Source organism: Leisingera sp. (assembly GCF_034669605.1).
Lineage (GTDB): Bacteria > Pseudomonadota > Alphaproteobacteria > Rhodobacterales > Rhodobacteraceae > Leisingera.
In genome coordinates this window covers 1-3,885 of the sequence record NZ_JAXMOX010000307.1, presented here as the reverse complement: position 1 = coordinate 3,885, position 3,885 = coordinate 1, and the positions used below count along the sequence as shown (strand labels likewise).

The window sequence follows — 3,885 nt, the reverse complement described above, 5'->3', positions numbered from 1 at the left end:
ATCGGTCTGGCAACCGGCGGCGCCTGGGTGTTCTATTTCGCGGATGCGCCAACGCTGGCCTATGACCTGGTGACGCTTAATGCGCACCCCGTTGCCTATACCACTATGCTGGTGCTGACCGGCACCACCTTTTTGTTCGGCGGTTTCGCACGCGAGCAGATCTGCATCTACGCCTGCCCGTGGCCGCGCATCCAGGCCGCGATGATGGACGAGGACACGCTGACCGTCGGCTACCGCGACTGGCGCGGCGAGCCGCGCGGCAATCTGAAAAAGGGCCAGGCGGCCGAGGGGCAGGGCGATTGCATCGATTGCATGGCCTGCGTCAACGTCTGCCCGATGGGGATCGACATCCGCGACGGCCAGCAGATGGAATGCATCACCTGTGCGCTGTGCATCGACGCCTGCGATGATGTGATGGCCAGGATCGGCAAGCCGCGCGGGCTGATCGACTATATGGCGCTGTCGGACGAGGCGCAGGAGCGCGCAGGCAAGCCGCCCCGGAACATCTGGAAGCACATCCTGCGGCCGCGCACCATCCTGTACACCGCCCTGTGGTCGCTGGTCGGCGCGGGGCTGCTGTTTGCGCTGTTCATCCGCGCCGATATCGAACTGACCGTGGCGCCGGTGCGCAACCCGACCTATGTGACACTGTCCGATGGCGCGATCCGCAACACCTATGATGTGCGGCTGCGCAACAAGCACGGCGAGGAGCGCCCGTTCCAGCTGTCGCTGAAGGGCGACCCGTCGATGCAGATCGCATTGGAGGGCACCGAGGGGGTGACGGTGATGGTGCCCGCCGACACGGCGCTGCTGCAGCGGGTCTATATCGTGGCGCCGAAAGACGCCGCCCCGTCCAGCGCAGGCTCGACTCCGGTGCGTATTTGGGTGGAAGATCTGGACAGCGGCGAACGGGCCCACAAGGACACCAGCTTTAACGGCACGGGGGGCTGAGCCATGGCCAAGCGCGAACGCGAGTTTACCGGCAAGCATGCCCTGATGCTGTTCGGCGGCGCCTTTGCGGTGATCATCGGGGTGAACATTGCCCTTGCGGTGAATGCAGTGCAGACCTTTCCGGGGCTGGAGGTGAAGAACTCCTATGTCGCCAGCCAGGAGTTTGATCAGCGCCGCTCGGCGCAGCAGGCACTGGGCTGGTCGGTCTATGCCTCGTCGCAGGGCGATATTGTCAAGCTGGAGATCACCGATGCCGCGGGCAACCCGGTGGAGGTCGCCGAGCTGAACGCGACGCTGGGCCGGGCGACCCATGTGCAGGACGACCAGCAGCCGGCGTTTATCTTTGACGGACAGGCCTATGTGGCGCCGGCCGATCTGGGGCCGGGCAACTGGAATATCCGCATGGCGGCGCGGGCCAAGGACGGCACCGCGTTCACCCAGCGGGTGATCCTGCATGTGAAAGGCTGACCCTCATGACCGCGCGGATCCGCCCCACGCTTGCCGCCTGTCCGGCCTGTGTCGCGGCCCCGCATGACGGCGGGGAACAGGCCCCGGCCGAGGCGCGGCTGGCGCTGTCCTTGCCCGGCATCCACTGCCAGGCCTGTATTTCCGCGGTGGAGCGGGAGTTGAACGGGCACCCCGGTATCCATTCGGCGCGGGTCAATCTGACGCTGAAACGCGCGTTGATCGAGGCCGAGCCGGACCTGCGGGCGGCGGACTTGATCCCGGTGCTGGAAAGCATCGGATATGAGGCACATGAGCTGGACTTGGCGGCGCTGGCGGCAACACAGAACGACAAGGCGGGGCGTGACCTGCTGATGCGGCTGGCGGTGGCGGGTTTTGCCTCGATGAATGTGATGCTGCTGTCGGTCTCGGTCTGGTCCGGGGCCTCGGATGCGACGCGGGACATGTTCCATTGGATCTCTGCCGCGATCGCCTTTCCCGCGATCATCTTTGCCGCCCTGCCGTTTTTTCGTAATGCCTGGAGCGCCTTGCGGGTGGGGCGGCTGAACATGGATGTGCCGATTGCGCTGGCGCTGGTATTGGCGCTGGCTACCTCGCTGTGGGAGACGTCGCTGTCGGGCGAACACGCCTATTTCGATGCTGCGCTGACACTGACGTTCTTCCTGCTGGCGGGCCGCTATCTGGACTACCGCACCCGTGCGGTGGCGCGCTCCGCCGCCGAGGAGCTGGCGGCGCTGGAAGTGCCGCGGGCGATCCGGCTGCTGGATGACAAGGAACACGAGGTGCCGGTGGCGGATCTGGCGATTGGCGATCTGATCCTGGTGCGCCCTGGCGGGCGGATGCCGGTGGATGGCGAGATCGTGTCAGGCCAGTCGGAGCTCGACCGCTCGCTGCTGACCGGGGAAACGCTGCCGGTGTTTGCAGCGCCTGGTCTGGCGGTCTCTGCCGGGGAGGTGAACCTTACTGGCCCGCTGACCATCCGGGCAACGGCAGTGGGCGAGGATACCTCGCTGCACCGGATGGCCGATCTGGTGGCCATCGCCGAGTCGGGGCGGTCGCGCTATACCTCGCTCGCCGACAGTGCCGCCAAGCTATACGCACCCGGTGTGCATATCCTGTCGGCGCTGGCCTTTGCCGGCTGGTATCTGTGGACGTTCGACATCCGCATGGCGCTGAACATCGCCGCGGCGGTGCTGATCATCACCTGCCCCTGCGCGCTGGGCCTTGCGGTGCCTGCGGTGACCACCGCCGCCTCCGGCCGGCTGTTCAGACGGGGCATGCTGATCAAACACGCCACCGCGCTGGAGCGGCTGGCGGAAGTTGATACTGTGGTCTTCGACAAGACCGGCACGCTGACCGCCGGCACGCCGGAGATCACCAATCTGGGCGGGCACGCCCGCGCGGATCTGGAGATCGCGCTGGCCCTGGCCGAAGGCTCTTCGCATCCGCTGTCAGTGGCGCTGGCCGGCGCAGCCCGCGACGCCGGGGTCTCTGCTGCCCAGGTGCAGAAGGTGGCTGAGGTGCCTGGCTATGGCACCGAAGGCCTGTTCCGCGGCCGGCCCGTGCGGCTGGGCCGGGCGGCCTGGGCCGGCGCGCAGCAGGGCAGCCAGACGGCGGCCTGGCTCGACAGCGGGGCAGGGGAGGCCAAGGCGTTTTGGTTCACCGATGCCTTGCGTCCCGGTGCCGCGGAGGCGGTGCAGGCGCTGCAGGAGGCCGGCAAGGAAGTGCTTCTGGTCTCCGGCGACACCGCCGGTGCGGTGGAGGATCTGGCCGGGCGGCTGGGCATCAGCCACTGGGTGGCCGAGGCGCTGCCGGCTGACAAATGCGCCCGTGTGCAGATGCTGACAGCGCAAGGCAGAAAAGTTCTGATGGTGGGCGATGGGCTGAATGACACCGCGGCGCTGACAGCGGCGCATGTGTCGATCTCCCCCGCATCGGCGCTGGATGCGGCACGGGTGGCCTCGGATATCGTTCTGCTGGGGCAGGACCTTTCGCCGATTGCCGAGGCCTGCGGCGTGGCGCAAAAGGCGACCCGCCGGATCCGCGAGAACTTCCGCATTGCCACGCTCTACAACGTGATTGCGGTGCCGCTGGCGATTGCCGGGCTGGCGACGCCCTTGATTGCGGCGCTGGCGATGTCTACCTCTTCCATAACCGTCTCCCTCAATGCGCTGCGGCTGCGATAAGCCGGCGCCTGCCAAAGCGGACCTGAAGCCATGAGCGTCCTTGCCTATCTGATCCCGATTTCGCTGATCCTCGGCTCGGTGGGGCTGGCGGCCTTTATCTACACCGTGCGCAGCAACCAGTATGACGACCCGGAAGGCGACTCCCGCCGCATCCTGAGCGATGAGTGGGACGACAAGCCAAAGCCCTGAGTTCCTGTCCGGAAACAAAGCTCTCCCGCCCCCGCAGCTGCGCTGGCTGGCGCCAGAGCCCCTTGGCGGCGTTGGGCGTGGCACCGCGCATGGC

At 66.9% G+C, this 3,885-nt stretch carries 4 protein-coding genes; all 4 read left to right on the top strand.

The features are described from left to right. A partial coding sequence (ccoG, locus tag VOI29_RS23260; RefSeq protein ID WP_323784118.1) for a cytochrome c oxidase accessory protein CcoG occupies positions 1–951 on the top strand: 951 nt, incomplete at its 5' end. A gap of 3 nt (positions 952–954) precedes the next feature. Beyond that, the gene (locus tag VOI29_RS23255; protein WP_323784116.1) at positions 955–1,419 is read left to right on the top strand and encodes a FixH family protein; all 465 of its coding nucleotides are present in this window, start codon (positions 955–957) and stop codon (positions 1,417–1,419) included. Positions 1,420–1,424: 5 nt separating this feature from the next. Next, positions 1,425–3,602, top strand: coding sequence for a heavy metal translocating P-type ATPase (locus tag VOI29_RS23250; RefSeq protein WP_323784114.1), 2,178 nt, complete (start codon positions 1,425–1,427; stop codon positions 3,600–3,602). Between the two features lie 30 nt (positions 3,603–3,632). Further along, complete coding sequence (gene ccoS, locus VOI29_RS23245) at positions 3,633–3,791, top strand: cbb3-type cytochrome oxidase assembly protein CcoS (RefSeq protein WP_323784112.1); 159 nt, start codon at positions 3,633–3,635, stop codon at positions 3,789–3,791. The last annotated feature ends 94 nt before the right edge of the window (positions 3,792–3,885 follow it).